This is a genomic window from Leuconostoc citreum, from assembly GCF_004354555.1.
Taxonomy (GTDB): Bacteria; Bacillota; Bacilli; order Lactobacillales; family Lactobacillaceae; genus Leuconostoc; species Leuconostoc citreum.
Genome location: NZ_PUFH01000008.1, coordinates 26803 through 50187, shown reverse-complemented (window position 1 = coordinate 50187; position 23385 = coordinate 26803). Strand labels below are relative to the sequence as shown.

23 protein-coding genes and 1 riboswitch are annotated in these 23385 nt (G+C 40.0%); of the genes, 16 read left to right on the top strand and 7 right to left on the bottom strand.

Going from position 1 to position 23385, the window contains the following annotated elements:
- Positions 1–8: 8 nt before the first annotated feature.
- The 9 genes from C5L21_RS08725 to C5L21_RS08685 all read left to right on the top strand — a co-directional run bounded on the left by C5L21_RS08725 (position 9) and on the right by C5L21_RS08685 (position 7055).
- Positions 9–1166 (top strand): ATP-binding protein, encoded by a 1158-nt coding sequence (locus C5L21_RS08725; protein ID WP_048801787.1) that lies wholly within the window; start codon positions 9–11, stop codon positions 1164–1166.
- Complete coding sequence (locus tag C5L21_RS08720) at positions 1163–2332, top strand: vWA domain-containing protein (RefSeq protein WP_085699799.1); 1170 nt, start codon at positions 1163–1165, stop codon at positions 2330–2332. Before C5L21_RS08725 ends, C5L21_RS08720 begins: the two co-directional genes overlap by 4 nt.
- A gap of 27 nt (positions 2333–2359) precedes the next feature.
- Positions 2360–2656 carry a hypothetical protein gene (locus C5L21_RS08715; protein WP_004901213.1) on the top strand — a complete coding sequence of 99 codons (297 nt, stop codon included), beginning with the start codon at positions 2360–2362 and terminating at the stop codon, positions 2654–2656.
- Entirely contained in the window at positions 2653–3156 is a 504-nt protein-coding gene (locus C5L21_RS08710) for a hypothetical protein (RefSeq protein WP_085699801.1), read from the top strand. The genes C5L21_RS08715 and C5L21_RS08710 overlap by 4 nt, the downstream gene beginning before the upstream one ends.
- Before the next feature lie 60 nt (positions 3157–3216).
- Positions 3217–3307, top strand: a riboswitch (TPP riboswitch).
- Between the two features lie 106 nt (positions 3308–3413).
- Entirely contained in the window at positions 3414–3938 is a 525-nt protein-coding gene (thiW, locus tag C5L21_RS08705) for an energy coupling factor transporter S component ThiW (RefSeq protein WP_004901207.1), read from the top strand.
- Positions 3935–4714 (top strand): hydroxyethylthiazole kinase, encoded by a 780-nt coding sequence (gene thiM, locus C5L21_RS08700; RefSeq protein ID WP_085699802.1) that lies wholly within the window; start codon positions 3935–3937, stop codon positions 4712–4714. Before thiW ends, thiM begins: the two co-directional genes overlap by 4 nt.
- Positions 4707–5537 carry a bifunctional hydroxymethylpyrimidine kinase/phosphomethylpyrimidine kinase gene (gene thiD / locus C5L21_RS08695; RefSeq protein ID WP_004904352.1) on the top strand — a complete coding sequence of 277 codons (831 nt, stop codon included), beginning with the start codon at positions 4707–4709 and terminating at the stop codon, positions 5535–5537. The genes thiM and thiD overlap by 8 nt, the downstream gene beginning before the upstream one ends.
- Positions 5527–6165, top strand: a complete 639-nt coding sequence (gene thiE, locus C5L21_RS08690; RefSeq protein ID WP_085699804.1) for a thiamine phosphate synthase — start codon at positions 5527–5529, stop codon at positions 6163–6165. The genes thiD and thiE overlap by 11 nt, the downstream gene beginning before the upstream one ends.
- Before the next feature lie 53 nt (positions 6166–6218).
- Complete coding sequence (locus tag C5L21_RS08685; RefSeq protein WP_004904351.1) at positions 6219–7055, top strand: DUF368 domain-containing protein; 837 nt, start codon at positions 6219–6221, stop codon at positions 7053–7055.
- Between the two features lie 33 nt (positions 7056–7088).
- On the opposite strand, the gene C5L21_RS08680 is transcribed toward C5L21_RS08685, so the two are convergent.
- Positions 7089–8888 (bottom strand): M3 family oligoendopeptidase, encoded by a 1800-nt coding sequence (locus C5L21_RS08680; RefSeq protein WP_085699806.1) that lies wholly within the window; start codon positions 8886–8888, stop codon positions 7089–7091.
- Between the two features lie 169 nt (positions 8889–9057).
- Between C5L21_RS08680 and C5L21_RS08675 the strand changes: the two genes are divergently transcribed.
- The 3 genes from C5L21_RS08675 to C5L21_RS08665 all read left to right on the top strand — a co-directional run bounded on the left by C5L21_RS08675 (position 9058) and on the right by C5L21_RS08665 (position 12215).
- Entirely contained in the window at positions 9058–9987 is a 930-nt protein-coding gene (locus C5L21_RS08675; protein WP_004904349.1) for an alpha/beta hydrolase, read from the top strand.
- 163 nt (positions 9988–10150) lie between these two features.
- Positions 10151–10966 (top strand): glutamate 5-kinase, encoded by an 816-nt coding sequence (gene proB, locus C5L21_RS08670; protein ID WP_004904348.1) that lies wholly within the window; start codon positions 10151–10153, stop codon positions 10964–10966.
- A gap of 1 nt (position 10967) precedes the next feature.
- A complete protein-coding gene (locus tag C5L21_RS08665) occupies positions 10968–12215 on the top strand; it encodes a glutamate-5-semialdehyde dehydrogenase (RefSeq protein WP_040189848.1) in 1248 nt (415 codons plus the stop codon).
- Positions 12216–12254: 39 nt separating this feature from the next.
- Here C5L21_RS08665 and C5L21_RS08660 read toward each other — a convergent pair whose 3' ends face one another.
- On the bottom strand, positions 12255–13211 hold the full coding sequence (locus C5L21_RS08660; protein ID WP_133286263.1) for a nucleoside hydrolase: 957 nt from the start codon (positions 13209–13211) through the stop codon (positions 12255–12257).
- A gap of 180 nt (positions 13212–13391) precedes the next feature.
- Between C5L21_RS08660 and C5L21_RS08655 the strand changes: the two genes are divergently transcribed.
- On the top strand, positions 13392–14411 hold the full coding sequence (locus tag C5L21_RS08655) for an NAD(P)/FAD-dependent oxidoreductase (protein WP_170167821.1): 1020 nt from the start codon (positions 13392–13394) through the stop codon (positions 14409–14411).
- A 47-nt stretch (positions 14412–14458) separates the two neighbouring features.
- On the opposite strand, the gene C5L21_RS08650 is transcribed toward C5L21_RS08655, so the two are convergent.
- The 5 genes from C5L21_RS08650 to C5L21_RS08630 all read right to left on the bottom strand — a co-directional run bounded on the left by C5L21_RS08650 (position 14459) and on the right by C5L21_RS08630 (position 18563).
- Positions 14459–15340 carry a DNA/RNA non-specific endonuclease gene (locus tag C5L21_RS08650; protein WP_085699810.1) on the bottom strand — a complete coding sequence of 294 codons (882 nt, stop codon included), beginning with the start codon at positions 15338–15340 and terminating at the stop codon, positions 14459–14461.
- A gap of 66 nt (positions 15341–15406) precedes the next feature.
- Positions 15407–16144, bottom strand: coding sequence for an amino acid ABC transporter ATP-binding protein (locus C5L21_RS08645; protein WP_085699812.1), 738 nt, complete (start codon positions 16142–16144; stop codon positions 15407–15409).
- Positions 16141–16839, bottom strand: a complete 699-nt coding sequence (locus tag C5L21_RS08640; protein WP_085699814.1) for an amino acid ABC transporter permease — start codon at positions 16837–16839, stop codon at positions 16141–16143. Before C5L21_RS08640 ends, C5L21_RS08645 begins: the two co-directional genes overlap by 4 nt.
- Positions 16840–16898: 59 nt before the next feature.
- Positions 16899–17693 carry a transporter substrate-binding domain-containing protein gene (locus C5L21_RS08635; protein ID WP_085699816.1) on the bottom strand — a complete coding sequence of 265 codons (795 nt, stop codon included), beginning with the start codon at positions 17691–17693 and terminating at the stop codon, positions 16899–16901.
- 213 nt (positions 17694–17906) lie between these two features.
- A complete protein-coding gene (locus C5L21_RS08630; RefSeq protein ID WP_004901164.1) occupies positions 17907–18563 on the bottom strand; it encodes an HD domain-containing protein in 657 nt (218 codons plus the stop codon).
- Positions 18564–18781: 218 nt separating this feature from the next.
- Here C5L21_RS08630 and metG point away from each other — a divergent pair, with 218 nt between their 5' ends.
- From metG to gap, 3 genes are all read left to right on the top strand, one after another.
- Positions 18782–20899 (top strand): methionine--tRNA ligase, encoded by a 2118-nt coding sequence (metG, locus tag C5L21_RS08625; protein WP_004901162.1) that lies wholly within the window; start codon positions 18782–18784, stop codon positions 20897–20899.
- Between the two features lie 71 nt (positions 20900–20970).
- Entirely contained in the window at positions 20971–21951 is a 981-nt protein-coding gene (locus C5L21_RS08620) for a biotin--[acetyl-CoA-carboxylase] ligase (RefSeq protein ID WP_040189856.1), read from the top strand.
- A gap of 353 nt (positions 21952–22304) precedes the next feature.
- A complete protein-coding gene (gene gap / locus C5L21_RS08615) occupies positions 22305–23324 on the top strand; it encodes a type I glyceraldehyde-3-phosphate dehydrogenase (RefSeq protein ID WP_004901157.1) in 1020 nt (339 codons plus the stop codon).
- The last annotated feature ends 61 nt before the right edge of the window (positions 23325–23385 follow it).

Here is a 23385-nt window from a genome sequence, read left to right as displayed (position 1 = left end):
GGCAAAATATGGCATTATCATTTCAACAACTATTAACAGCTGTGCCTTTGATCTTAAAGGGTGGCAATGTGCCAACAATTGTTGGCGAAGCGGGGATTGGGAAATCAGCACTTGTACAAACTGTTGCTAAGCGTTTAAATGCAACACTATTTACAACAGTGGTATCACTATCTGAAAAAGGGGATTTAGCGATACCTATACCACCATTAACTGATGCAGCTTTTATAACGACGAAAAATTATGGTCGTTTAGCGGATGTTCAATTTGGTTATACCCATACGTTGATTCAAATTATTCAACAAGCTGAGGCCAACCCAGAAAAACCCATCATTTGGTTTCTAGATGAATTCAATCGTGGGTCACAAGCTGTGCAAGGTGAGCTCATGAATTTGGTTTTACAGCGTCAGATAAATGATTTGATTTTACCCCAAAATGTCAAATTAGTTCTAGCAGAAAACCCAGATGATTCGATGACTGGGTTTGAAGACTCAGAATATGCTGTGCAGACTTCCGATGCTGCCATTAAAGATCGTACCACGCGTTTGGTTATGTCGGTTTCAGTGACTGATTGGTTAGATTGGGCTAAGCAAGAACAAACTCAGCATCGAGAGCACATTCATCCACTGGTAAGACAATTTATTTCGCAGCACGCCACGCTCTTATATCCAGAAGTCAGACAAATTGACTTGAACCCAACGCCGCGCGCATGGCAACGTGTATCTGATAATTTGTACGAGTTACGACAACTAGCAACGCCTATGCAAGACCAACTGCTATTTGATATTGTGGCTGGTGATTTAGGCCATCAAGTTGCTACGCAATTTGTGACGTTTGTTCGTGAACAGACACCTAGTCTAACGGCAGCAGATGTTTTTGAGACAGAACCGGTGGGACCGCAGTTACCTAAGACAATTCGATTAACGTTTGAAAAACTTTCCGATATTCAAAAATTAAGCGTTATGAAGACATTATTATTAACAGCTAATATGACTACTGATAATAACGCTGGGCGATTTAGTGAATTATTAGGTTTGGTATCACCAGATGGGCAATATGCTTTAGTTAAGCAAATGACAAGTGCCCCGATTTTAGATGATTTGTATGCTTCTGATGCGCATTATGCCAATGTTTTGTATCAGCAAATTATGGATATTGCGACACGATGACAAATTTAAATAACAATCTGATTGTTGATGGCATCAAAACACTTTTAGATGTTTCACCGCTGTATGGTAATATTGTGATGAATTTAGCACGCGATGATGACGAAAAAGCATTGACGGCCTTGCAGCTGAGATGGCAAGCACATCGTTGGTTTTTGATTGTGAATCCAACCCGATTTAACCGTCAATTTAGTAATCATAATCAAGTTGCATTAGCATTGGCTCATGAGGCATTACATATTGTTTGGGCTCATCCAACTCGCTATGCTTTTGATAGAAAGCAACGTCGTCAATTGGTTAATTTAGGAACGGATATAGCAGTCAATCAATATTTGCCATCACATTTAGGTGACCTGCCAGAGGCCATCACGTTACAGACCATCTTGGGGATTTATGGTAAGCTGTTACCACCATATCAAGATTCTGCGCAGTATATTGCACAACTGGCGGAACTCGATGATAAGTTATTACCACAATATGCTGGCAATTATTCAGGCCATGAAGAATGGCAAAGTGCTGGTGTATCATTAGATGAAGCCGAGGCAGCATTAGAGACAGTCATCAGACAGGCACAAAAAGATGCACAACGTTCCGGTCGAGGACAGTTGCCGGGAAGTATCCAGCAACGGATTGATGAAATTATGGTACCCAAACGTCATTGGCGAGCGATTTTACGTGCAGGATTAAGTGCTATACCTAATCGCCGTAAAACAACACGTGCACGATTTAACCGACGTCAAGCCTATCGTTTAGATTTGCCAGGAGAACTCAGTACTTATGCATTACAATTGATAATTTTTGTTGATAATTCTGCTTCGATATCTAATCACCAAGTGAGTATGATGTTGGCGCAAGTGGCACAGATTACGAAGCAGTTCGATGCAAATATACAAATATTTTCTTTTGATACAACAGTGCATGTTGTTAAGCGTATTAAACAATGGGTCAGACATGCAGGTGGGGGTACATCATTTCAATGTATCTTTGATATGCTTGTAGCAAAACACTATGAGCCAATGCGGACCGTTATCGTTATTTTAACCGATGGTGATGGTGAGCACACTGCTTTATCAACAAATTTTCATCAAGTATATTGGCTATTACCTCGTGGAAAGCGCTTAAGTATTAAGCAACCATTTGGAAAAATGATACCAATTGATTTGGCATAGGAGGTGAGGAAAATTTTAAGCGAACATATGGATAAAAAATTAGAGCCGATGGATTTACGTAGCTTTATTGATAAAGACAGTCGTTTCAGACGCGCCGAGGCAATATTGACAAATCAATGGGAGTCACTTTTATTAAATGATTCATGGGGCGTTAGTATGATGACGCAGGCTGATATAACCTTTGCGAAAAAGCTTGCTGCTGCCCATGTTATTAAACCTGAGGTTGATTTGACAACTTTTTCTGGTGTACAACACTTTATTTTATCTCATCAAGCACGTTTATCATCAAATGTCGTGAATGCGTTAAAGGAGCCATTCTTATGAAAATCAATTTAATTTTAACACCGGAACAAGAACCTGCAACATTACTTGCAATGCAAGCGCAACATGCAGACAACTTTTTTTATTTGGGTAAAGAGTCACAACTAGCTGGAACAAACGTCTTGTTGTTGGACGCTCCTGACTTGGTTGCGAAATTTCAGAGACCAATGTCTTTTGATAGTCGCATCGTTAAGTCGCCCATAGTTGGCGATGTGGTACATCAAATTGCTTTTCAAAGCAAAGAACATAACGATGAATTAATCAAGCAACTCGTGCCGAACCACGCAATTTTAGCGCAAAATAGTAATGGTAAAGCTGACTTCATGCTATGGACTTTTTGGCCGGATCACGATGCACTAGCTGATTTTTTAGCCAGTGATTTATTTGCACAAATGAAACACTTAATGAAAAACCCATATACTACAAGTTATAGTCGGGTGACCTCTGAATCACAATTATCATTGACGCAGCAAATGCGTGATTTTGATGATAAAACATGGTAAGCCTTAAATTGAATCTTGCATATCGTGTTAAGCTAGGTTACAATTATGCCATAAACTAAATAAACCTATCTGGGGTGCCTTTATTGGCTGAGAAATACCCATTGAACCTGATCGTGGTCATGCGCGCGAAGGGAGATACACTAATGGTACTAATAAAGCACGTTTTTTTGGTAGCCGTTACTTATTTCCAGCGTAAATAAGTAGCGGCTTTTTGATTGCTCATATGGTGGCATGCTAATAGGTAAAAGGAGTATGTTTTGGAGATAACAGTAAAATCGGGTAGCCATAAAACATTACGTCAAATCAGCATAGCTGGTGTGTTAACCGCACTATCGTTTGCAACGTCTAGTATTGTTGTATTACCTAATATGGCCCCTTTTCAACATTTTTTTAACGTTATTACAGCTGTACTATTAGGACCCTGGTATGCAATTGGTGTTGCCTTTTTAACAGGTGGCTTGCGGATGGTATTAGAAGGACGCCCAATTTTAGCTATTACAGGCGCGGTTTTTGGTGCAGCGCTAGCTGGTCTATTATATCGTCTAACGGACAACTACCTAGCCGCGGTTCTGGGTGAAATCGTTGGAACAGGCATTATTTCAGCTATTGTTTCCGCGCCAATAATGACTTGGCTTTATCATGTTAAAGTACCACATTTTTATTTTTATATACCGTTTTTTCTGCCAGCATCGGTTTTTGGTGCCATACTAGCTTATTTGTTTTTAAAAGCTGTGGCGGGCACAAAAATTTTGTCGCAATTGATTGGAGAATTAAAAATATGAAGTTATCAACATTAAAAGAAACAACACCTTTAGTATTTAATTATGCTAACTATGTGACACCGCAGTTTGTTGCAAATGCTGTTAATGTTATTGGTGGCTCGCCAATTATGGCACGAGAAGTGGCAGAGTTTTCGGATCTCGTTGCTGTCAGTGATGCCGTGGTAGTTAATACTGGTACCTGGCGACGAGCAGAGCTGCTTGAGACAGTAAAGCTGATACAAATTGCCAATCAAACAAAGACAGTAGTGGTTTTGGATCCTGTTGCGGTAGGTATACCGTCTAGAAGCGTTCCTGTTCAAGAGTTGCTCACAAATAGTAAAGTTGATATTATTCGTGGTAATGCTGCCGAAATTGCCTGGTTTGCTGGCATCGATTTTGCCAGTCATGGTATTGATGCCGTTGGATCAGGAAATATAGAGCAGATTGCACAGTTAGCTGCGAATAAAACCGGCGCAATTATTGCAATGAGTGGCCCTAGCGATGTTATTTCTGACGGTAAAACAACGCGTGTGCTACCAGTTAACGTACCATTACTAGCTAGCAATGTTGGTACGGGTGATGCATTATCAGCTATAATCGGAGCATTCAACGGTGATGAAATTTCTATGGACAACACTGTTCGTGCTATGGCTATGATGAAATTAGCTGGTTTAACAGCAAGCCACAAAGTAACCACACCTGGTTACTTTGCTAATCAGGTATTAGATGAATTATACTTATTATCAGAAAGCAAGCTTGAAACATTTATTGCAAAGGAGGTGAAAAAATATGAATGATACACCGCAAGCTATGACAATAGCTGGCACAGATTCAAGTGGTGGCGCAGGTATGACGGCAGACTTAAATACATTTTCAGCTCAAGGTGTTTATGGGGCAAATATTGTGGTGTCGGTGACGGCACAAAATACTTGTGGTGTTCAAAAAGTCCAAATGATTACACCAGATATGATTATGGCACAATTGTCAGCTGTTGCTGATGATTTGAAAATTCGTGCGGTGAAAACGGGCATGTTAGGCGATACGGCCACGGTTGAAACGGTGGCAAAAGCAATGACTAAATTTAACTTTGGGCCGTTAATTTTAGACCCTGTTATGGTTGCTAAAGGTGGCGCACAGCTATTAACTGATGAGGCTGTTTCAGCAGTGAAAACACTGTTGATGCCTTTGGCAACACTAGTGACACCGAATCTACCTGAAGCAGAAGTATTAACTCATCTATCAATTAAAACCACAGATGATATCATGCTGGCTGCACAACAGTTACAGACGTTGGGCGCAAAAAATGTGCTACTAAAGGGCGGCCACGGGGATGCACCAATTGTTTTAGATTATATTTTGTTGGCAGATGGTCGTCATTTTTGGCTAAGGACAAAGCGCTTTAACACAGCACGGACGCATGGTACTGGCGATACAATTTCCGCTGCGATTACAGCACAACTCGCACTAGGACATGATTTAGAAACTGCCATTATTGCTGCCAAGACATATGTTGATGCAACTATTCGTGATGGTATTTTGGTTGGTCATCGCTATGGGCCGTTAAATCACCTAGCCCAAAGTACAATAAAAAACCAACCAGAGGTGATTTATGATATTTGATAAGACGATGTTAGCTCGGTATTTCATTATGGGCACACAAGATGTTGCTGACGAAGCAGAATTTTTAAGAATCTTAAATAAGGCATTGCGAAGTGGAATTACCCTATTTCAGTATCGTGAAAAAGGGCAAGGTGCGTTAGTTGGGCAAAAAAAGTTACAATTAGCAAAGCAAGTACGCGCACTAACAGCGCAATATCATGTCCCTCTGGTAATCGATGATGATATGGCATTAGCACACGCCATTGCTGCTGATGGTATTCATTTTGGTCAGGATGATGGTCGGCCAGTTGATAATATTAAACAATCTGGCAATTTGTTTGTCGGTGTTTCCGTGTCTAACCAGCAAGAATACCAGCGAATTGCTCATGTAGCGGGTATTGACCATATAGGTGTCGGCCCAATATTTGCAACAACGAGTAAGTCAGATGCCAAACCGCCAATTGGCATATCTGGACTCAGCCAATTGATTCGCATCGCGCATCACCCAATTGTAGCTATTGGTGGGATTCAACGTGATAATTTATCGAAGGTTTTATCAACGGGCGTAGACGGGGCAGCGGTGATTAGCATGATTAGTCAAAGTGAAGATATCCAAAAAACATTAGCAGATTGGCGCAACAGGACATAATGAGAAAAAACATATTTAATGAGTATATTCTAAAAATATGTTAGGCTATTATTATGGAAAATCAAATCATTAAAAATTGGATTAGCCGTTTTGTTAAGGGTATATTTATCGCACTTGGTTTTATCTTACCAGGCGTATCAGGTGGTGTACTCGCAGCAATACTTGGTTTGTATGAACGTATGTTAGATTTTATGGCTCATGTACGTCAAAATTTTAAGCGTGACTTTTGGTATTTCTTGCCGGTTGGTCTTGGTGGCATTGTAGGTATTATTTTGCTTAGCAATCCGTTGTCCTACTTGTTGACGACTTATAAGGCAGTTGTTTTGTGGGGATTTGCTGGGGCAATTGTGGGGACTTTACCAACTTTGTTTAAAGAAAGTAGCAAGACAGGTCGTCATTGGTCTGATTGGTTGGTATTGTTTGCCACAATTATTATTGGTGGTGTGTTCTTATATAATGTCGCAGGACTAGTTGGCCAATTACCAGTTAATTTCTTTTCTTGGTTACTTGCTGGCGGCTTAATTGCATTAGGGGTCATTGTACCTGGTTTAAGCCCTTCTAATTTTCTGCTGTATCTCGGGTTGTTTAAGCCAATGATTCAGGGTTTTAAGCGTGCTGATCCGGGGGTTTTCATCCCCATCACACTAGGTGGTTTAGTGACACTTCTTTTACTATCAAAGATTATGCATTTTTTGATTAGACAGTATCATGCGAAAGTGTATCATGTGATTTTAGGAATTGTTATTGTCTCAACTGTATTAATTATTGTGCCACCAGTTGCCGATTATAGTGGTTTTAATCTGGTCAGTGGCATTGCTAGTGCGTTATTATTCTTGATAGGTACTAGTATAGGCCTATGGATGAGTCAGTTGGAAGAAAAATATAAATAAACAAAAAGCCAAGCATTGTGCTTGGCTTTTTGTTTAAATAAATTGTTCCGACAATCTCAAAAAGTCGTTGATGTCTTGTTGAATCAGGTCAGCACCTGCTTGCCAGAAATCAGGTTGCGTTAAATCAACACCAAGATGTTTTTGTGCCAGTGCTTCTGAAGTCATGTTAGCTGTGTCGCGAAGCAGCGCAATATACTTATCTTCAAATCCATTAGGATCTTTTTGGGCTTCAGCATAAATGCCAGCTGAGAATAAATAACCAAAGGTATACGGAAAATTATAAAATGGCACGGAATCGATAAAGAAATGTAGTTTTGAGGACCAAAAATGTGGATGGCGTATATCTAGGATGCCATCAAACGCCGAAATTTGAGCCTCATCCATCAGTGCATTAAGTTTTTGCGGTGTAACGACGCCATGCTGACGTTCTTTATAAAAAGCATCCTCAAATAAAAAGCGTGCATGAATATTTAAAAACATGGCAATAGGGTTTGTCATTTTCGCATCAAGCAGCACGAGCTTTTCGGCATCAGAAGTTGCTGCCTTAACATTTGCATCGTTAACAATTAACTCAGCGAATGTTGAGGCTGTTTCAGCCACATTCATCGCATAGGCATCACGCCAAAGAGGTAAATCCGTTAGCTGTGCAGAATGAAAAGCGTGTCCTAATTCGTGTGCAATTGTTGCTGCATCATTGACAGAGCCAGTGTAAGTCAGGAAAATACGGGATTCATGCAAATCAGGAACAGATTCCATATAACCACCTGGTTGCTTGCCAGGACGATTTTCAGATTCTATCCAACGCTTTTCAAATGCCATTTTAGCAAAACTAGCCATTTTAGGAGAAAATTTGCCAAACTGTGTCACAATAAAATCTGCTGCATCGTCATAAGACACTTCGGCGGGTTGATAATTACCAATGGATGTCAGTGGCGCAACTTGATCTTGCCAGCCAAGTTGCGTTAAACCGAGCAGTTGTTTTTTACGTTCAAAATAAGGCTTGAACATGGCTTTATTATTATCAACAACCGACCACATGGCATCTAGTGTTGCTTGGGACATACGATTCATTTCTAATGGCTGTTCTAAGTGTGATTGACGACCATGTGCCTTTTGATTAGTTAAACGAAAACCTGCCAAATGATTGAGTGTATCAGCAGTTAAGTTTTCAGCATTGCCCCACATTTTCTCATAATTTGTCATAATGTTGGCACGCGTTTTGTTATCGGGTTCGCCATCTAACATATTGAGTGCTTGTCCTGCAGAAATGCGACGTGTTTTGCCGTCATTGTCATCTGTATAAGTCATCGATAAGCCGGATGAAATTGTATCATAGTGCTGTGACCAAGCTTGCTGACCGTCTAAATCAAATTGGTTGATTAATGTTTCAGTTTGGTCATCGAGTAGTCGCTTTGCATCAGTTCGCAATTCGCTAAGGTAAAAAGCGATTGGTTCTAAGCGAGGTGTTTTTAGTACATCTCTAAACGCTGATTCGTTCAAGCTTAACAATAATTTTTTGAATTTGTTCATGGGTGTAGCAAAATCAGCAAACAGTTGACCCAGTTTAGCAAAATGAGGGCCATAAATACTGTTGCCATAATCAACTGAAGCCCAACCATTAATGAAAATACTGATTGTGCCCAACCCAGAACCAATTTTTTGTGCTAAATCAGATAAATCGGCAAGGCTATCAGCTGAAGTTTCTGCTGATGTGAGGTCCTGCTCAAACAATTTAATATCCTGTGCTACTGCTTGATATTTTGCCTCTAAAGCTGGTGAACTGATGCCGCCGGGATAGATACTTTCTAAATCCCAGGTCTGTGAGTAACCCATGTTTATACCTCTTTTTGACTTTCTTTTTAGTATACCATTTTTCATGATGAGTATATTGCAAGTAAATGAATTTATTATCATATCAGTAAGTGATTGCTCAGAATAAGTGCCCTTAATTGCGAGAAAGATGATAGGGGTGTACAATAATTACTTTAAGGGGTAAACAAATATGCACAACTTAGTCAAATGGCTGATCGGGTTTGTGGTTGTGATTGTCATTATCTTGCTGCTATCAGGTATGTATTTTTTTCATGTCGCGCAAGTACGTAATCCAAAGTCAAACCAACCAGATATCTTGCGCTCAAAAGATAACTCACTTTACCGATATGAAAATACATTTCTGGCACGTCACAAGCAAATTTGGCATGAAACAACGCGTGATGGCTTAAAATTAGATGCCTGGTACGTACCAGCCGATAAAAAAACCAACAAAACAGCGATACTCGCTCACGGTTGGCACAATAATAAAACAACCATGGCAATTTATGGTGAACTATTTCATGAATTAGGGTACAATGTTTTGATTCCTGATAATCGTGCACATGGTGATTCTCAAGGAAAAATCATTGGCTATGGTTGGCTTGATCGCCGTGACTATATTCAATGGTTGAATCAAATTATTAAATACCAGGGTCAGGATACCGATATTATTATGTACGGTATGAGTATGGGTGCAGCAACGGTACTGCAAGTCTCTGGTGAGCCTGACTTACCACATCAAGTTAAAGCAGTTATTGCAGATTCTGCCTATACAAATTTAGCAGACGAAACAAAATATCAAGCGAAAGCAATGTATCATTTGCCAAGTTTTCCGTTTGTTAATGTTGTTTCCGGCATTTCAAAAATTCGTGCTGGTTACTTTTACGGCGAAGTGAGTCCCTTAAAACAAGTGTCTAAAAGTTCATTACCAACCTTCTTTATACATGGCAGTGCCGATGATTTTGTACCAACCAAGATGGTTTATCCATTATATCGAGCTTTAAAAGCACCAAAATTATTGTGGGTTAGTCAAGGCTCAAAGCATGTTCAGAGTTTTCATGACCACCCAGTACTTTATCGTGACAAGATTGAAAAGTTTTTATCAGAATATGATCGCTAAAAAATAAAAACATGAGTCGCATCATGTTTTTATTTTTTTATACCTGTCTATTCATGATATAATGATAAATGTTAAATGAGAAAATCATTATACCGTGCGTTATTACCTGTGTCAGACATAGCTAACAACCATGAACATGCAAGTAAAAAAGGACGCAATTATCATGCAATTATCACGGTCAGACATTCAATCTGATAAAGCGTGGCGACGCATTGTCGTTAAAGTTGGTACCAGTACTATTGTTGATGCTACTGGCGATATTAAGTATCCAGTAATTAATCGTTTAGCACAAACACTCACACAGCTACAAAAATCAAATTATGATGTTATTTTAGTTACTTCCGGTGCCATTGGCGTTGCATTAAATCAGATGAATAGTCGCACACGGCCAACTGACATTCCTGCGCAACAAGCACTTGCAGCTATTGGGCAAAGCTATTTAATGGCAATTTATAATCAGAGTTTTGCTTTTTATCAACAACATGTTGGACAGGTACTTTTAACCTATGATGTTTTCAACAATAAGCAAATGTTACGTCATACAATCGATGCCATTGAGGCTATGTTGCGTCAAAATGTTATTCCGATTATTAATGAGAATGATGTTATTGCGGTTGATGAGTTAGACCACCAACACTCTTTTGGTGATAATGATCGCCTAGCAGCAATTGTGACACATGAGACATCTGCTGATAGTCTTGTGGTCCTAAGCGATATTGATGCGTTATACACAGCTAATCCACACGTCAACCCAAATGCACAGGCAATCCCACTAGTGTCTGAAGTGACAGCTGAATTGTTGGCTGGTGCTAATGGCTCATCAACACTAGGAACGGGTGGAATGGCCACTAAATTGTATGCAGCCGATTATTTATTAAAACGAGCACGCCAAATGGTATTAATTAATGGCGAAAATCCCGCTACAATATTAGATGTAGTTAACGGAAAACAAGTTGGTACTTTATTTAAAGGAGTTTAATATGGTAGTAAGCGTACAAGAAATTGGACAGCGCGCTAAGACAGCAGCGACTGATGTCGCGGGACTAACAATAACAACACGAAATGATTTATTACGTCAAATGAGTCAGGCATTGTTAGATAACCAGTCGGCCATTATGGCAGCTAATAAGGAAGATATAGCGGCTTATGCGAATACTTTAAGTCAACCGATGATTAAGCGATTGACTCTGGACCAACCAACCATTAAAGCTATTGCGACATCGTTATTGGCAGTTGTTGCATTACCCGACCCATTAGCAGGGCCTTTTGATACTTGGCAAACACATGTTGATTTGAAAATTGTTAAAAGAGTGGTGCCATTAGGCGTGGTGGCTATGATTTATGAAGCACGTCCGAATGTCACAATCGATGCAGCAGCATTAACTTTGAAATCAGGAAACGCTGTTATTTTGCGTGGTGGGAAAGAAGCCATTCATAGCAATACCGTGTTAGCAAATATTTTGCGTGATGTTTTGAGAGATAATGCGCTGAATCCAGATATTATCCAATTGATTACGGATACATCTCACGAGTCAGTGAATGTCTTGCTAAATATGCGAGACTACGTTGATGTCCTAATTCCACGAGGTTCAGCAAAATTCATTGACTTTGTTGTGGCTAATGCGACAGTACCTGTGATAGAGACTGGGGCCGGAAATACCCACATTTTCGTGGATCAATCAGCAGATCAAGAGCAAGCTATTGCAATTATTCACAATGCTAAGACACAAAAACCTGCTGTCTGTAATGCAGCAGAAAAGTTATTGGTTGATGTGGCTATTGCGGCTGAATTTATACCTAAGATTACCGAAAAATTGGTCCGTGCACATGTTGAATTGCGTGGGGATCAAGCCAGCCACCAGCTAGACCCACGGATTAGCTTGGCATCAGAACAAGATTGGGATACTGAGTATAATGATTTGATTATGGGGATTAAAATTGTTTCTGATACCAATGATGCGATTGATTGGATAAATAACCATACAACACATCATTCAGAAACGATTATCAGTAAGTCTTCTGAAAATGTCGCACAATTTATGAATCAAGTAGATGCTGCTGTAGTGTATCAAAATGCATCAAGTCGCTTTACTGATGGTTTTGAATTTGGTTTTGGCGCTGAAATTGGTATTTCAACCCAAAAGTTACATGCGCGTGGGCCGATGGGCTTACCAGCATTGACAACAATTAAATACGAAGTCTTTGGTCAAGGCCAAATACGTGAATAAAAAAGTGTTGCAACGTTATCGCGTTGCAACACTTTTTTATTAAGCTAGAACAGTCAGCATCATCTTTTGAAAATCAGAGACAAAACGAGTAGTGTCAACTAAAATAGCTGCTTTAGTTGTTGTTGGTTCAAGCAATTTTTCTTTATCACCAATAGTACGACCATAATCACCACTATCACGATCATAGGTAACATGCATAGCTAAAGGCATTGTTGTCACATAAGTTGGATCAATACCAACAGCTACAGCTAATGGATCATGTAGCGCTGCGCCTTTTTTGTCGATATCTAAATTGTAGTAAGCATCAATGTAGAAATCCATCAAGTCGGCATATTTTTCACCCGCTAAGGTGCCTAAAGCACGCCAAGCGGCGGTTTCTGTTTTTGTCAGCAGTGTCCGCAATGTCACGTCTAATCCCACCATTGTCAGGTTCTTTTGGCGAGTAAAAGCGTAGTCAGCATCTTCAGGGTCTTGGTGAATATTGGCCTCGGTAAATGGCGATACATTGCCAGGCACTGTCAGTGCACCACCCATTAAGGTGGTGTTGCCAATTAAGTGAGCAACTTCAGCGTCTTTTTTAATTGCTGTAGCCAAATTTGTCAACGGGCCGGTTGGAATGAAAATTAAATCCTCAGCATATTGATGAGCTGATGCAATCAAAAAATCAACGCCAGATTGTTTCTCAACACCACGTGGGGCGACATCTAAGGGTACCTCACCGACACCATTTTTACCATGAATTAACTGAGAAATTGGCATAACATCAAAATGGTCAGCTGTTGAGGCGTGGCTTTCTCCCAAAAAGACAGGCACTTCATCGGCGCCAAGTAGGTGCAATAGATTCAACGAATTTTGTGCAGCCGTTTCAACATAAGTATTACCGTAACTTGCGATAACGCCAATCAAGTCAACGTTTGGATTGCCAACAGCATAAGCCAGAGCGAGGGCATCGTCAATGCCAGTATCAAGGTCAAGAATCATCTTTTTTTGAGCCATAATTTTTTTTGTGTTGTCGCTAATGATGCAACACATCTATCCTCCAAGTCATTAATATCTCTATTATACCGACTGTCGAAAAAAAGTGCGTTAAAAGATGTCATAATAGGTATAATAATGGGAGTAGAATTTTTATTTGAAAGGACGGTTGCCCAAAAAATTGGGTTTATTGAAGGTAATATGGCACAAGAAATTTATGATATTGCTATCATTGGTGGTGGCCCAGTCGGCATGTTTGCAGCATTTTATGCTGGTTTGCGTGATACAAAGGTGATACTCTTAGAAAGCCTAGCAACCCTTGGTGGGCAAGTTACATCGCTTTATCCGGAAAAAACAATTTTGGATGTTGCTGGTTTTTCAGCAACTAAAGGAACCGATTTTATTGCTGCACTATCACAGCAATTACAGCGTTTTCCAGTCGATATTAGAACGCAGACAACAGTGGTTAACTTAGAAAAAAGCGGCAATTTATTCACAGTAATAACAAATAATGGCACGTCTATTCAAGCTAAAACAGTTATTGTCGCAACGGGTAAAGGTGCTTTTGAACCACGTAAAATTCAAGTTGCCGGTGTTGATAATTTAGTGGGTCAAGGGGTGCATTATTTTATAAAAAATAAGCACGACTTTGATAATCATCATATTGCGATTGCGGGTGGTGGTGACTCAGCCGTCGATATGGCAACGATGTTAAGCCATATTGCAGCAGAAACAACTTTAATTCATCGACGCGATAATTTTAGAGCAATGGAACAAAGTGTTAAAACGTTGATGGCATCTAAGGTTATTCGAGAAACGCCTAAAAAAATATTATCAGTTTCAAAGCAACCCGATGGGCGTCTGAAATTACGTTTAGCACACGTTAAAGATAATCAACAAGTTAACGACATCATAGTTAATGACTTAATTATTAACTATGGCTTCATTTCTGAAAACAAAACTATCCAAGCTTGGGCAGTTCAGCCAAAGTTAGCTGGGCAAGTCTTTGCGGTAAATCAGACGCTAGAGACAAACGTACCAGGGCTTTTTGCCATTGGTGATGCTAGTCATTATATTGGCAAAGCAGACTTAATTGCAATTGGTCTAGGCGAAGCGCCAAGTGCAGTGAATGCTGCTATTCGTTGTTTTGATCCTAATCGTGGGGGACCAGGACACTCAAGTTCGATGGTGTTAAAAGATACAATCGTAAGAAACGACTAATAAGTGATTATGCTAAAAAAGCCAATCGTCTTGATTCGATTGGCTTTTTATTTTGCACTATTTTGTATGGTTGCTTTACCAGTTTGATAATCAATAGTAATGCCAGGTTGAACATTAAAAATCCAATAATTTAAGTTTAATATTTTACCATTATCTTGAATGGATTTAGCCATGTAGTGTACGCCGCGTGGTAAGCGTTCAGTACCAATATATAGCGGTGTAACTTGGCCTCTAATCATGATATTTGGATGCTTTTTAATTGCGTTGCGGATGTCATCTTCGGCCACAAGCTGTCCAGGGTACGCATTTTCGACGCGCGTACCAGTGGTCATGTTTTCTGTGACCATGGTTGGCATACCAAAAAATTGATAACCCACAATATGCGACTTGTTCCATAGTGCCTGTTTGCTATTACCTAATTTAACATTTGGGTTATTATGGTAGCCACCAACCCACTTTGTGCCATCAAAGCGGTCATCAATGAACCAGCCAGAAGGGCGTACATCGTAACCAATACGATCTGGACGTTTGGTAACTTTGTCCATCGCTGAACGACTAGCAATAAAATTACCTTGTTGTGAACGACCTAGATTATCCAGCGGTGATAAACTCAAACCATCGACAGGGCGGAGCTTAGACCCTTGTGAGGGGAAAGTTTCCCCCATTTCAACATTTGTAAAGGTTGCTTTATCGCTATTAATATGAACCACATCACCATCAAGTGTGCCGTCCCATTTTAAATTAAGTAAGGCTTGATTATCAGCAGCCACAGCACTCGAAAACGGTTTAGTGCTTGTTGCACCTTGATTAGAATGGGAGGCTTGGTTGTTTTGCCAGAGATAAAAACCAATCACAGCAACTAAAATGAGCACTGATAATATTTTATTTTGTGATTGGTTTCGACGGTTATACGTGCGCTTTCTAGCCATATCATACTCCCTAATTTGTGTCATGAAATCATACTATTTTAACATATAAAAGTTTGTTGATTTCGTTTAAAATTGCATGGCACTTAAAAAATTTTGAATGCGGGGATTCGGGGCTTCGAAAAATTCATGGGCTGCACCTGCGTAAGTGATTTGCCCAGCTTCTAAAAAGAGTACTTGATCAGCAACACGTTTGGCAAACTGCATATTATGTGTCACGATAATCATCGACGTTTTTTGTGATGCCAAATCACGTAAGATGCGTAGAACTTGTGCTTCTAATTCTGGATCTAAAGCACTTGTTGGTTCATCTAGCAATAAATACTTAGGCTGCATCGCTAGTGCACGCAAAATCGCTACTCGCTGTTGCTGACCGCCTGATAGTTGATAGGGATAACGTTCAGCTAAATCTGTCATATTAAACTGTTGCAGGAGACGATCTGCTGTTAAATTGGCATGTTTGATAGACATTTTTTTGACTTTAATCGGACCCTCAGTTAGGTTTTTTCGGACAGTTAGATGTGTAAACAGTGCTTTTTCTTGAAAAACCATGCCAAACTGCTGTCGTGTTGCTAATATTTGGGGCATGGTTAGTGGTTGATCAAAGTCAATCGCTGTATCATTACCTATCTTTAACGTGCCTTTGCTTGGCATTTCTAACAAATTTAATGCCCGTAACAAAGTCGATTTACCTGAACCAGAAGGTCCTAAAATCGCGGTGGTTTGATGTTCTGGAAACGTAGCCGATACGTGATCAAGGGCTAATTTATCATTGTATTGCTGGACTAAATTATTAATACGAATCATTGGATAAACCTCGATGTATAACGTTCTAAGTAATGCTGACCGATAGACAAAATAGTTGTCATGGCAGCATAAACTAGGGCAACAAGTAGATACATGGATAGAATTTTATAGTTTTCAGCTGCAATTTGTTGACTAAGGTAAAACATCTCGACAATCGTAATCACGCTAGCCAATGAAGTATCTTTTAGCAAGCTAATGAGCGAATTACTTAGTGGTGGAATTGAAATGCGCGCTGCTTGTGGCAAAATAATATGACGATAAACCTGAAAAGGTGACATGCCTAATGATTCGGCTGCCTCTTTTTGTACGGCTGGGACAGAAGTTATTGCGGCACGGATACTTTCAGCAGCATAAGCACCTGTGTTTAAGGAGAAAACTGTAATGGCGGCAACCCAAGCATTTGCAAAAAGCGTGATATGTGCATTAGGCAGGCCATAAAAAACAATAAATAATTGTACTATCATAGGCGTCGACCGAAATAACCAAACATAAAAGCTGGCCATACTTTTAATGATAAGAGTTAACAAACGTATGATTGGTGACTTTGGTAATTTCATGATGCGAATGACTGCCGTGATAACGGCAAAAATAATCGCCAACGTAAAAGAAATGATAGTTAATGGTATCGTGTAAAACAATGCCGCACGCAAAATCTCTGGTAAATATTTGATAGCTAAATTGATAAAATCTGACATGTGATATCCTCAGTTTTTAGTGTGGGTCAAAATCGAAATCACTGATTTTTACCGTGTAATCATTTCTTTGTTAAGTCAGCGTTGAAGTAAGTTAATGACAATTTTTGAAGTGTGCCATCTTGTTTCAAATCTGCAATAGCTTGATCAATACGTTGCTGTAATTTTTTATTATTTTTCGCTAACAATGGTGCTGCCGGTGCTGCGGGGCTTTCTTTACTCAAATCAATGGCTGTCGTATCAGCATCAGGGTTGGCTTTTTGCCAGGTAGCATAGGCACCAAGATCGTTGAGTGCACCATCAGCGCGCTGTGTTGTCACCATATTCATGGCTTCAGTCATACCAGGGACAGCAACGATTTCAGCACCATTTTTTTTGGCTAGCACACCAAAATTTGATGTGGTTGATTGTGCCATTTTCTTACCTTTGAGATCTGCTAGAGAATTGAGTTGCGTATTGTTTTTACGCTTAATTAAGACTGTTTTGGCATATAAATAAGGCGTGGAAAAACGGTAAGCTTGCTGTCTTTCTGGGGTCACACCAACGTCGTTAAAAATCACATCGTAACGTTTAGAACCCAAACCGGCAATCAAAGAATCCCATTTTGTCTGGACGTATTTGGGCTTTAAATCAAGTTTTTTGGCAATAGCAGTAGATAAATCGACTTCAAAGCCAGTCAGTTTACCGTCTTGTCGATATGAGAATGGCGCAAATGTGCCTTCTAATCCAATGGTTAGTGTATTAGGCGATATGGTATCAGCTGACGCTTGTTTATGATGCGCTTGCTGTCTAGCCAATCCAATAGCAGCGGCTAATATAATGACGATAGTGATGACGGCGATAGTGATTTTCTTCATGTTTTTTCTCCTGTGCAAACAAAAAGCGCCAACTAGTTAATTTCTAGTTGGCGCTGAGTTAGTCCGTATGATAGTTTGATAGAATGAACGTCAAAATACCGGTGCTAAACAATGCGCCGGTTCGAGCAATATGCAATTACTGCTTGTAATTTTAACATGGTATCCTCCAAAACAATATCATTCTAACTGGGATTAATAGCGTTGTCAAATCTTTTACTTAGTTAAATCCCATTCTGCTTTAAACTGAGCTAGAAAATCGAGCATGAATTGATGACGACTAGTTGCAATTTTTTTTGCAGTGTCAGTATTTAAACGGTCTTTAATCAATAATAATTTTTCATAAAAGTGATTAATTGTCGTACTATCATCATTCCGGTACTCAGCTTTGTTTTGCGCAATACGGGGTGGAATTGCTGGGTCATATAAGATGCGATTTTTCACGGCACCATAAGTAATGGCACGTGTAATGGCAATGGCGCCCACAGCTTCCAATCGGTCAGCATCTTGCACGATTTGACCATTGATATCAAGGTGTTGAGCTTGACCACCAATGCCTTTTGACCAAGACATATTATCAATAATGTAAAAAATCCGTGAAATATCGTCTTGAGATACTGAAATATTGCTCAAAAATGTTTTAAGATGTGATTTTGCTAATTGCACATCCGATGCATTATTAAACAATTTATCATCGTAGACATCGTGCAGTAATGCGGCAGCACGAACGATAAAAGGGTCGGCCATAGGTTCATTGATTAGAATTTTGTTTGCTAACGCCACGACACGGTCAATGTGATCGGCACTGTGCCCTGAATTATCTGAAGCGAGTGCTGTCTGCATGTATTGCGTAATTTGTTCGAGTTGCGTCATATCAAGCTCCCTTAAATTATTAATGTGGTATATTCTACCTTATCAGTTTCTGGTCGAGTAATAAAGGGGCAATATTTCCCACAAATCGGCAGCACGAGCTGAAAAAAACTATGAAAAATAAATAAAATTCGTTATAATTATCTTAGTAAATCACGCCTCATACGGCAGAAAAACATGCACAAGACCCTTGTTAGCATGTTAGAGAAAGAGAGACTCATATGTCAGAACCAAATAATGTTCTTTTTAATACAGCTAATCTAACAGATTCAGCTGTCATTTACGATAAGTTTTCGAAGGCAGAACAACAGTTTTCTGTGCAAAAAGACAAGACTTTCTATATTACGACACCAATTTATTACCCATCCGGAAAGTTACAATTAGGGAATACCTATACTACTGTATTGGCTGATGCTGCAGCGCGCTATCATCGTTTGCTTGGTGAACAGGTGCATTTTTTGACCGGAACGGATGAGCACGGCCTCAAAATCCAGCAAAAGGCAGAGGCAGCTGGCACGTCTGAGATTGCTTATCTTGATGGTATGGCTAAGCAAATTAAAGACTTGTGGCAACTGATGGACATTTCATATGATGATTTCATTCGGACCACGGAAGAACGTCACGAGAAGGCCGTCCAAAAAATCTTTAATACATTGTTTGAAAAGGGCGACATTTACAAAGGGGAGTACGAAGGCTGGTACTCTGTTTCTGATGAGGAATACTTTACTGAATCACAATTAGCAGAAGTATATCACGATGATGCTGGGAAAATGATTGGTGGTAAAGCACCTTCAGGTCACGAAGTAGAGTTAGTTAAAGAAGAAGCTTATTTCTTCAAAATGAGCAAGTACGCTGATTGGCTGTTAGATTATTATAAGACACATCCTGAATTCATCCAACCAGAAGCGCGCATGAACGAGATGATCAACAACTTTATTGCACCGGGTCTTGAAGATTTGGCTGTGACACGTACAGCTGTTGACTGGGGTATTCCAGTACCAGGGGATGAAAAGCATGTTATCTACGTTTGGATCGATGCTTTGTCAAACTATATTACAGCTTTAGGATATGATTCTGATAATACAGACTTATTTGATAAGTTTTGGCCAGCAAATGTGCAGCTTGTTGGTAAAGAAATCGTTCGTTTCCATACCATTTATTGGCCGATTATGTTGCATGCCCTTGGATTGGAATTACCAAAGTCAGTGATTGGACATGGTTGGTTGGTTATGAAAGATGGCAAGATGTCAAAGTCCAAGGGAAACGTAATCTATCCGGAAGTGCTTGAGGCACGTTATGGTCTGGACGCTGTCCGTTACTATCTGCTACGCGCCATGCCTTTTGGAAATGATGGTGTCTTTACACCAGAAGACTTTGTGGCCCGAGTCAATTTTGATTTAGCTAACGATCTTGGTAATTTGTTGAACCGTACAGTTGCTATGATTAATAAATATGAACATGGTGTTGTGCCAGAATTGCACACCGGTAAAACGGACTTTGATGAAGATCTTGTACGTACAGTTGAAGATGCTATTGCAGACTACAATAGATATTTCCAAGACATGCGTACAGCTGATGCACTAGAGAGCGTTTGGACGATTATTCGCCGGGCAAATAAGTATATTGATGAAACGCAACCGTGGGTATTAGCTAAAGATGATACGCAAAAGGTCGTTTTGTCTAATGTCATGGCACATCTTGCCGCAGCCTTGCGAGTTGTTGCTGTATTGTTACAGCCTGTATTAACACAAGCACCAAAGAAAATTTATGAACAGCTTGGATTCACTTATCCAGAAAATGGCGTACGTATTGCTGGCTTAACTTTCGGTAAATTACCAACGGGTGGCACAGTGGTCAAAAAGGGCGAACCAATTTTCCCACGCCAAGATGTAACGGAAGAAGTTGCCTTCATTTCCGGCTTAGTATCAAAAGATACCAAAGGCAAAGGCCGTGCTGCCAAGGAAGCGGCCAAGCAGGCAGCCAATGAGGCACCGCAAGAACCTAAACGGGATTTGATTACTTATGATGATTTTGCCAAAGTGGAAATTTTAGCCGCTAAAATTGTTGCCGGAGAACTTGTTGACAAGTCAGAAAAGTTATTGAAGTTTACACTTGATGATGGTTCTGGCAAGCCACGTCAAATTTTATCAGGTATTCGCAAATGGTACCCTAATCCAGAAGTGCTCGTCGGCAAGACAGTTGCCATTGTTGCTAATATGAAGCCACGTAAAATGGCGGGTGAGGTGTCAGAAGGTATGATTCTATCAGCCGAAAAGAATGACATTGTTACTGTGACAATATTACCCGACACGATTGTGGCTGGTTCTGGAATTGAATAATAGCATTTATGCCAAGATGTTTTGACGCATCTTGGCATAAATTTTATGCTGAGTAGCAAATAGGAGATGTGATGAATACAGCAGATAAGTTACTATACTTGTTAATTCAGGCCGACGGCTGGGTATCGGGGGAATTGATTGCCCAAAGTCTTGGTATGACACGTACATCTATATGGAAGTCTGTACAAAAATTAGAAGCACAAGGGCACACGATAGAAAGTGTCCGCGGGCAGGGTTATCGTTATGTTGAAGGGGCTAAAATATCAGTTGCTGGTATAGAAAAATATCTCAAACAACATGTGAATCTGGAAGTTTTTGATACCATTGATTCAACAAATATCTACGCCAAGGAAAAGCTTGGTTCACGTGAAATTAACGAGACCACAGTACTGGTGGCTGAACAACAAACAGGCGGTGTTGGCCGTTTAGGTAGGCAATTTTTTTCACCCAAAGATACAGGATTATATGTCACATTTGCGTTACCATTAGATTCACATAGTGCGGTCAATCCTGGGCGATTAACAACAAGCACAGCGGTCGCAACATCAAAAATGGTAAAAGAATTGTTTAATATCGACCTAGAATTCAAGTGGGTTAATGATTTGATTTACCATAACCGTAAGGTTGGTGGTATTTTAACTGAGGGCACCATCGATATTGAAAGCCAACAATTTTCGTCTTTAGCTGTTGGTGTTGGGATGAACTTGGCTGTTCCGGCAACAGGTTTCCCCGAAACAATCAGTCAAAAGGCTGGGGCGTTAGTCGACAAATTAACTGTGTCGCGAAACCAAGTCGTTGCCACGCTAATTAATTATTTTTTTGATATGTATGCTGACTATCAAGATGGTCGGTATATCGACCAGTATCGCCAACGTGTGGTTGGGATTGGGCAACAAGTGGAAGTACAACGTGGCCAGACACACATTAATGGTGTTATTAAAGAGATTGATGAAGACGGGCGTTTGGTAGTAGATACTGAAACAGGGTTAGCATATATTAATTCTGGTGAAATTACTAAGTTAATGTTGCCAAACAACGGGTATAAAGGCTAAACAGTATTTTCCTCTTATGACTAAGGAAAAGTGTAGGTTTATCTTTTAAAGTTCACTCAATCACAATGTTGTGATTGAGAGTTGTTTTTTACGGCTATTGATGTGACAAGATACAGGCTATTTTATCATTTGACTATATTTTTTGTTTGTGAATCATCGAGGTAAAAGTACTTGTGCGCGCTAGCTTTTGACGATGGAAAATCTGGTGGCGTGTTAATTATCATGCTATTTCATGTTGTCGTATAACGAACGGTGGCAATCGTTTGTGTTGTGCTTTCGTTCGCTCAATCGCTAACTTTGTGCTATAATATTGGTGTTGACATAAGTCAAAAATTTTTGGAGGATCTAAACACATGACTGTTAAGATTGGTATTAACGGATTTGGACGTATTGGCCGTTTGGCTTTCCGTCGTATCCTTGAATTGTCAGATACAGCTTCAGATATTGAAGTGGTTGCAATTAACGATTTAACTTCACCCGAAATGTTGGCATACTTGTTGAAGTATGACTCAATTCATGGTGTGTTGAAGGCAGAAGTTTCATCAGATGAAACAGGTATCATCGTTGATGGTAAGCACTACACAGTTTACGCAGAACGTAATGCTGCTGACCTAAAGTGGGTTCAAAATGATGGCGTTGAATATGTACTGGAAGCTACTGGTTTCTATACATCAGCCGAAAAAGCACAAGCTCACTTGGATGCCGGTGCCAAGAAAGTTTTGATTTCTGCACCAGCAGGTAAGGTGCCAACAGTTGTTTACGGCGTTAACCAAGACATTTTGAAGGCAGAAGACAAGATTGTTTCTGCTGGTTCATGCACAACGCAATCATTGGCTCCAATGGCAAATGCTTTGTCAAAGGAATTCGGTGTTAAGACTGGTTTGATGTTGACAGTGCACGCATACACTGCTTCACAAAGCTTGCAAGATGGTCCTAAGAGCTCAAACTTTGCAAAGCGTCAAGCTAACCGCGATGCTGCTTCAAACTCATTGCCACACTCATCAGGTGCTGCCAAGGCTATCGGTCTTGTTGTGCCTGAATTGGATGGTAAGTTGACTGGTTCAGCTATTCGTGTTCCTGTTCCTGCAGGTTCAATCACTGAATTGTCAGTTATTTTGGAAAAAGAAGTAACTGTAGAAGAAGTTAACGCAGCTATGAAGAAGTATGAATCAGATTCATACGGTTACAATGGTGATGGTTTGGTATCAACAGACATCATCGGCGACACACACGGTACAGTATTTGATCCTACACAAACTGAAATCGTTTCAGGTGAAGATGCACAACTTGTTAAGGTTGCTGCATGGTATGATAACGAATACGGCTTCACTTCAAACATGATCCGTACATTGTTGCACTTCGCTACATTGTAATTTGATTGTTTCGTTTCATTAAAAGAAGACCTACTTGTGTAGGTCTTTTTTGTGTTGTGTC

Excerpts from the sequence above, each read along its gene's own strand:
- C5L21_RS08680 (WP_085699806.1), bottom strand. The coding sequence starts at position 8,888 with ATGGGTTACTCACAGACCTGGGATTTAGAAAGTATCTATCCCGGCGGC.
- C5L21_RS08650 (WP_085699810.1), bottom strand. The coding sequence starts at position 15,340 with ATGGCTAGAAAGCGCACGTATAACCGTCGAAACCAATCACAAAATAAA.
- C5L21_RS08635 (WP_085699816.1), bottom strand. The coding sequence starts at position 17,693 with ATGAAGAAAATCACTATCGCCGTCATCACTATCGTCATTATATTAGCC.
- gap (WP_004901157.1), top strand. The coding sequence starts at position 22,305 with ATGACTGTTAAGATTGGTATTAACGGATTTGGACGTATTGGCCGTTTG.
- C5L21_RS08640 (WP_085699814.1), bottom strand. The coding sequence starts at position 16,839 with ATGTCAGATTTTATCAATTTAGCTATCAAATATTTACCAGAGATTTTG.
- C5L21_RS08645 (WP_085699812.1), bottom strand. The coding sequence starts at position 16,144 with ATGATTCGTATTAATAATTTAGTCCAGCAATACAATGATAAATTAGCC.
- C5L21_RS08675 (WP_004904349.1), top strand. The coding sequence starts at position 9,058 with ATGCACAACTTAGTCAAATGGCTGATCGGGTTTGTGGTTGTGATTGTC.
- proB (WP_004904348.1), top strand. The coding sequence starts at position 10,151 with ATGCAATTATCACGGTCAGACATTCAATCTGATAAAGCGTGGCGACGC.
- C5L21_RS08715 (WP_004901213.1), top strand. The coding sequence starts at position 2,360 with ATGGATAAAAAATTAGAGCCGATGGATTTACGTAGCTTTATTGATAAA.
- C5L21_RS08710 (WP_085699801.1), top strand. The coding sequence starts at position 2,653 with ATGAAAATCAATTTAATTTTAACACCGGAACAAGAACCTGCAACATTA.
- metG (WP_004901162.1), top strand. The coding sequence starts at position 18,782 with ATGTCAGAACCAAATAATGTTCTTTTTAATACAGCTAATCTAACAGAT.
- thiD (WP_004904352.1), top strand. The coding sequence starts at position 4,707 with ATGAATGATACACCGCAAGCTATGACAATAGCTGGCACAGATTCAAGT.
- C5L21_RS08660 (WP_133286263.1), bottom strand. The coding sequence starts at position 13,211 with ATGGCTCAAAAAAAGATGATTCTTGACCTTGATACTGGCATTGACGAT.
- C5L21_RS08655 (WP_170167821.1), top strand. The coding sequence starts at position 13,392 with ATGGCACAAGAAATTTATGATATTGCTATCATTGGTGGTGGCCCAGTC.
- C5L21_RS08620 (WP_040189856.1), top strand. The coding sequence starts at position 20,971 with ATGAATACAGCAGATAAGTTACTATACTTGTTAATTCAGGCCGACGGC.
- thiM (WP_085699802.1), top strand. The coding sequence starts at position 3,935 with ATGAAGTTATCAACATTAAAAGAAACAACACCTTTAGTATTTAATTAT.
- thiE (WP_085699804.1), top strand. The coding sequence starts at position 5,527 with ATGATATTTGATAAGACGATGTTAGCTCGGTATTTCATTATGGGCACA.
- C5L21_RS08665 (WP_040189848.1), top strand. The coding sequence starts at position 10,968 with ATGGTAGTAAGCGTACAAGAAATTGGACAGCGCGCTAAGACAGCAGCG.
- C5L21_RS08630 (WP_004901164.1), bottom strand. The coding sequence starts at position 18,563 with ATGACGCAACTCGAACAAATTACGCAATACATGCAGACAGCACTCGCT.
- C5L21_RS08720 (WP_085699799.1), top strand. The coding sequence starts at position 1,163 with ATGACAAATTTAAATAACAATCTGATTGTTGATGGCATCAAAACACTT.
- C5L21_RS08725 (WP_048801787.1), top strand. The coding sequence starts at position 9 with ATGGCATTATCATTTCAACAACTATTAACAGCTGTGCCTTTGATCTTA.
- C5L21_RS08685 (WP_004904351.1), top strand. The coding sequence starts at position 6,219 with ATGGAAAATCAAATCATTAAAAATTGGATTAGCCGTTTTGTTAAGGGT.